Genomic DNA, 5,643 nt, shown 5'->3' with positions numbered 1-5,643 from the left:
AAAAGAAAAATTCGTCTGGCCACTAGAAAAACTGGTTGATGGTAAAAGAAAGTTCATGTACATGCCAAAGGATTTTGATGTAGATGAGGAACTGGAAGAGTTTGAGAACCATGGTATAAAAGAGATATGGGTTACACCAAAAATCCCTTTTATGATACCACTTCTAGCAGGTTTCATCTGCTCTTTTATTTTTGGTGACATCCTTTTTTATCTTATCAACAGCATAATACGTTAAACCGAAAACATTAAATAACAATGATAATACAGAGTATATTAATAAAAATTATAGGGGAGTAATAATGGACCCATTTGGAGACGATAAAAATAAAAGAAAACGAAGAAACCCTTTTGATTTCTTTGGTTTCGATGACGATTTCATAAATGATATCTTAAATGATGAAAGACTAATGGATGATATACGTAGAATGACAGAAGAAATGATGAAGATGTTTTCAACAGCTCAACCAGGTAAAGCAGTTGTTCATGGATTCAAGATCAACTTTGGGCCCGATGGTAGACCAAGAATCCAGGAGTTTGGCAACCGACCTTTAAAATCACCAAAGGGTGAACAAATGATATCTGAGGAACGCGAACCACTAACAGATATAATTGAGGGTGATGAGGACGTAGCAGTCACTGTTGAGATACCTGGTGTTGAAAAAGAAGATATAGATTTACATGTCACTGGTGATGTGCTAGAGATAACTGTGAACAACCCTCAGAGGAAATATCACAAACGCCTAAACCTACCATGTGACGTACTTCCAAAAACCACTAAGGCTACATACAAAAACGGTATCCTCGATGTTGTTATAAAGAGGAAGGAAAAGAAGAAACCTGGTGAAGGATACAAGGTAAACATAGAATAAATTTTTTACTGGTTATGGGCTTAGCCGGATTTGAACCGGCGACCTCCGCCGTGTGAAGGCGACGTCATAACCAACTAGACTATAAGCCCATTCATAAATTTTTTTTGTTAGACTGCTAATAAAACAAATCAGATAAATGCTTTTCGTAAAACCATTGCTATTCATGATTATTATTCATTAGAAAAAATTTATCAACAAAAAATCATTAATACATAAACCTTGGGAAAAAGATACAGATGATAACAGTTCTGAGAATAGGACATAGGATAGGACGTGATAAACGCATAACCACACATGTAGCTCTTGTAGCACGTGCGTTCGGTGCAGATAAAATCTTTATTGACACAAAAGACGTAAATATCGAGAAAAACATAAAATCTGTTTGTAAACGTTTCGGTGGAAACTTTATCATAGAGTCAGGTGTTGACTACAAGAAAATAATGAAACAATGGGATGGCGTAGTGGTTCATCTAACCATGTATGGCCAAGAGCTGGATAAATCAATAAAAAGCATAGGTGAAAACAAAAACCTACTTGTTGTTGTTGGTGCAGAAAAAGTCCCAGCACAGGTTTATGAGCTGGCTGATTTTAACGTCTCAGTTGGGAATCAGCCTCATTCAGAGGTTGCTGCTTTAGCTGTTTTTCTAGATCACTATAATCATGGTAGTTGGCTTAAAAAAAAGTTCAACGGAAAAATAGAAATCATTCCTAGTGATAGAGGGAAAAAAGTTTTATCAAAAAACAGGTCGTAGATATGAGTCGTATACCTAGCCCTGAGGAATGCATTGAGCTCCTTAAAAAAAATGTTTGCTCAGAGAGGGTTGTTAACCATTGCAAGGCTGTTAGGGACATTGCAGTGAAAATAGCAAAAAAAGCAGATGCTGATGTTAAATTAGTAGAAGCAGGGGCATTACTCCATGATATAGGTAGATCAAAAACCCATGGTATTCTACATGCTGTTGAGGGTGTTAAAATCGCTAAAAAACTAGATTTACCAGATAAAATCATAAACATTATTGAGAGACACATAGGCGCAGGTATACCAAAAGAAGAAGCAAAAAAACTGGGTTTACCGTACAAAGATTACATACCTCTCACCCTAGAAGAAAAGATTGTTTGCCATGCTGACAATTTAACCAATGACTGCAAAAGACAAAACATAGAAAAAGAAGTTGAAAAAGCTTTGAGAAACGGTCAAAAAGAATACGCAGAACGCCTTAAAATGTTACATGACGAACTCAGTAAGCTTTGTGGTATAGATCTTAACCAGATATAACCCATTATTCGTTTTTTACCAGAAAAGATAAATACGATATCAGGGTTTACAACCCCTCGAAAAAAAAAATAAATTTATAAGGAGGAACAAAACAATATGGCAGTAAAGATAGACGCAGATAAATGTGATGCCTGCGGATCATGTGTTGACGCCTGTCCTGTACAAGCCATTAAACTAGAGAGCAAGGCTGTTGTTAATGCAGATGAATGTATTGATTGCGGGACATGTGTTGATGAATGCCCAAATGGAGCGATAGAGCTTTAGAACCACTATTTTTAAAAACAGGTTAGACCTTTCTTTTCTCATATTTTTTGCAGGGGTAGCCAAGCATGGTCAACGGCGCAAGATTGAGGGTCTTGTCCTTAGTGGTCCGCGAGTTCAAATCTCGTCCCCTGCACTAATTATTTTTTTTTTAAAAAAATTATGGAGTCAAACGTGTCCTATCCCTAGGGAACAAAATACATTCTCTAATATTCTTTATATCAAGCAATTCCATTATAAACCGTTCGATACCAAAACCAAAACCACCATGAGGAGGCATACCATAACGAAATGCTTTAAGATAAGATTCAAAATCTTTAGGGTTAAGACCACATGCCTTCAGTCTCTCACTTAGCATTTTTTCATCATGTATACGCTGACTACCAGAAGCAATCTCAACACCTTTACACTCTAAATCAAAACCACGTGAATATTTACAGTCTTTATCATCAGGCATCGTATAAAACGGCTTAGCCTCAAGAGGATACTTGGTAATAAAATAAAACTCATAACCCTCATCCTTCATTATCTCACCAAGAAGTTTCTCTTCCTCAGAACCAAGATCCTGACCCCATTTTATCCCACTACCTTTTTCATTCAACTTTTTAACTACATCATCATATTTCACTCGTTTAAAAGGCAGTTTAGGTACAACAATTTTCTTTTTTAAAACATCAAGTTCATCCTTGCACTCACCAGCTCGTTTCCACATGTTATGAACAAGCCCTTCTAGAATCTTCATAACATCTTCTTCATCATCTATAAAAGCCATCTCCAAATCAACAGCAGTAGACTCATTTAGATGCCTACGCGTGTTATGCTCCTCAGCACGGAAATACCAAGCAATCTCATAAACCCTATCCAAACCTGTCGCCATCAACATCTGCTTATACAACTGCGGAGATTGAGCCAAAAAAGCCTCTTTTTCAAAATACTTCAACCTAAAAACATCGGTACCCCCCTCAGAAGAACTAGATATAATCTTAGGGGTATGAACCTCTATAAAACCCTGGGATCTAAGATACTCATGAACAGCAGCAATTACAACGTTTCTTATCTTGAATATCGCCTGAGTCTCCTGCTTTCTCAAATCAATAACCCTATTATCCAGCCTTGTATCAAAATCAGCCTCAACCTTATCCACAACACCCAAAGGCAAAGGAGTCTCCGAGACAGATAAAACTTTAAAATCTTCAGGCAAAACCTCATACCCATTCCTCACCTTTTCGTTTCCCTTGCAGAGACCTTTAACAGATATAACTGATTCCCTTGGTAAAGACGTCAGTTTTTCAAAGATCTCAGGTTTTTTCTTTTTAATAACAGTGAGTTGTAGCGTACCTTTTCTATCACGAAGAATAACAAAAGCAATAGACCCAATATTTCTAACGTCTTCAACCCAACCAGCAACAGTAATAGTTTTACCAAATTCTTTCTCAGTCACATCCTTAGAATAATGACTTCTATAAGATTCCATAATCACACCTAATCAAAACAATGAATTTAGTCTTTTTGAAATAAAAGACATAACCCCACAAAGATTCTTATTATTATCCCAAGTCCTTATCAAATCCTTAAGATCCTCTTTATCAGAGTCTCTTAACTCTTTCACCCATCTCACGATCCCAAGAATAGCCCTTATCACATTATCAACAATCGTAATAGTAGCAGCCTTAGAAGTCCTAGACAAAGGATTCAAATCAACAGCAATAACTGTTTTACCCATATCACGAAGAGCTTGACATCTATCACCATCCTCAAGAGGAACTAGAACAACATCAGCAGAAAAAATACCATCACTATCACACAAAGCACGACTATGATCAAGCCCAGGAATCCTAGCATCAGCCTTAAGACCATACACCTTCTTTGCCCCCCTCTTTAACAACTCAGATGAAACCCTTTTCATACGCCGCTCAGTCCTATGAAACAAATTCACCTCAAGCTTAGCAGGCACAACACTCGCGAGACTTATACACTCATCAGCAGCCAAAGCAGCAACATTACCATTAACAGAAATCACAGGGTTATTTGCACATAACAACGCAGCAGCAGCAACCCTCTCAGCAGCATCAGCCTCAGCTATAGTAACCTCACCCAGAAGATAATCAAAGGCTTCACCACGACCATGAGCAATCAAACCAGTCTCATGAACCAAACCATCCTTCATAGCCTTCGAAATCTTCTCCCTAGTAACAAGAGAAAAATAACGTGGATGACTACGAGGAATTTCTTTCATAACTTTCATTAACAAACAACAGACGCATCTTTTTAAAATTTAGGGGACAAATTAAACAAAAACATGAAAATAAAAGATTAAAAGAATAGTTTTTTTACCCGTACATACTAGGCTGTGGAGCCTGTGTACCAGAAACAACAGGCTTAGCCTGTTTATGGAACTTCTGAAGCTGTTTTTCGATACGCTCTGATTCCTCATACAATGGGTTAACGTTTATCTCCACATTCATGAGTAGAGCTATGACGTTAATAGCTGCTGCAGCAGCCTTGGCATCAGGATAGTTAGGGTGCGCCTCAGCCAATATAGAAATAACATCAAAATTCATCTGTCTACCCATATTAAGCAAAACACCTGATACACCAGCTATAATACCGTTTTTGAACTGAGGTATCTTTTTTGTTATCAACAGGTTTCTAGCACGCTCAGTTGAACCTATAGCATAAGCATCAGCTATCTCCTCCTCAGATGATTTACCCTCAACAACCATACCCTCAGGTGAAATCAAAAGTTTACACTTCTTTTTCATAACCCATTTCATAATCGACTCAGAAATAGAGTTTATGAGCGTGGGCTTAGGCCTAAACTCTGATACGAAAACAACGACTTTTTCCCCGTTGCTCTGGGAGCCAGCGTAAATACGAACAGGCGATAACGGCTCACCAGTATGAACAACAGATAACGTTGGGAAATCAGCTGAGTTAACACACCCTATCTGTTTAAGGTTCAGTGCATCGATAAGGTAATTAGCCGCTATGGTACTTACCAAACCTATGGAGGGGAAACCTGCTATAACAGTTGCTCCACTTAAATCCATTTCCTCAAAATCACATATTTCAACTTCATCTTTCAAAGTGCATCACCAACAATGATTATAGACACACATCACTTTCTAGCATTTAAAATTAATTGATAAAAACTAGGTGTTTTAGGCTGTTGAAAAATTAAATTAACCCTCCTACATTTCATTTTGTTTGGGTGCACAAAATGAAAAACAATAGGAG

8 protein-coding genes and 2 tRNA genes are annotated in these 5,643 nt (G+C 37.6%); 6 read left to right on the top strand and 4 right to left on the bottom strand.

Going from position 1 to position 5,643, the window contains the following annotated elements; all coding sequences use genetic code 11:
- Together QHH19_06565 and QHH19_06560 are read left to right on the top strand one after the other, a co-directional pair.
- The coding region (locus tag QHH19_06565) for an A24 family peptidase C-terminal domain-containing protein (GenBank protein MDH7517985.1) at positions 1-235 on the top strand (235 nt) is incomplete at its 5' end.
- 64 nt (positions 236-299) lie between these two features.
- The gene (locus QHH19_06560) at positions 300-869 is read left to right on the top strand and encodes an Hsp20/alpha crystallin family protein (GenBank protein MDH7517984.1); all 570 of its coding nucleotides are present in this window, start codon (positions 300-302) and stop codon (positions 867-869) included.
- Positions 870-884: 15 nt separating this feature from the next.
- Here QHH19_06560 and QHH19_06555 read toward each other — a convergent pair.
- Positions 885-958, bottom strand: a tRNA-Val gene (locus QHH19_06555).
- 147 nt (positions 959-1,105) lie between these two features.
- On the opposite strand from QHH19_06555, the gene QHH19_06550 reads away from it, so the two are divergent.
- The 4 genes from QHH19_06550 (at position 1,106) to QHH19_06535 (ending at position 2,542) form a co-directional block, all read left to right on the top strand.
- The gene (locus QHH19_06550; GenBank protein MDH7517983.1) at positions 1,106-1,621 is read left to right on the top strand and encodes a tRNA (cytidine(56)-2'-O)-methyltransferase; all 516 of its coding nucleotides are present in this window, start codon (positions 1,106-1,108) and stop codon (positions 1,619-1,621) included.
- A 2-nt stretch (positions 1,622-1,623) separates the two neighbouring features.
- A complete protein-coding gene (locus QHH19_06545) occupies positions 1,624-2,145 on the top strand; it encodes an HDIG domain-containing protein (protein MDH7517982.1) in 522 nt (173 codons plus the stop codon).
- A 96-nt stretch (positions 2,146-2,241) separates the two neighbouring features.
- Positions 2,242-2,409, top strand: a complete 168-nt coding sequence (locus QHH19_06540) for a 4Fe-4S binding protein (protein ID MDH7517981.1) — start codon at positions 2,242-2,244, stop codon at positions 2,407-2,409.
- A 49-nt stretch (positions 2,410-2,458) separates the two neighbouring features.
- Positions 2,459-2,542 (top strand) — tRNA-Leu (locus tag QHH19_06535).
- A 24-nt stretch (positions 2,543-2,566) separates the two neighbouring features.
- On the opposite strand, the gene aspS is transcribed toward QHH19_06535, so the two are convergent.
- From aspS to QHH19_06520, 3 genes are all read right to left on the bottom strand, one after another.
- A complete protein-coding gene (aspS, locus tag QHH19_06530) occupies positions 2,567-3,880 on the bottom strand; it encodes an aspartate--tRNA(Asn) ligase (GenBank protein ID MDH7517980.1) in 1,314 nt (437 codons plus the stop codon).
- A gap of 12 nt (positions 3,881-3,892) precedes the next feature.
- Positions 3,893-4,651 carry a 4-phosphopantoate--beta-alanine ligase gene (locus QHH19_06525; GenBank protein MDH7517979.1) on the bottom strand — a complete coding sequence of 253 codons (759 nt, stop codon included), beginning with the start codon at positions 4,649-4,651 and terminating at the stop codon, positions 3,893-3,895.
- A gap of 85 nt (positions 4,652-4,736) precedes the next feature.
- Positions 4,737-5,492 carry a PAC2 family protein gene (locus QHH19_06520; GenBank protein ID MDH7517978.1) on the bottom strand — a complete coding sequence of 252 codons (756 nt, stop codon included), beginning with the start codon at positions 5,490-5,492 and terminating at the stop codon, positions 4,737-4,739.
- Positions 5,493-5,643 lie beyond the last annotated feature (151 nt).

The sequence above is a fragment of the Candidatus Thermoplasmatota archaeon genome, from assembly GCA_029907305.1.
In the GTDB taxonomy this organism is placed as follows: Archaea; Thermoplasmatota; E2; order DHVEG-1; family DHVEG-1; genus JARYMC01.
This window is presented reverse-complemented; position numbering and strand designations above follow the sequence as displayed.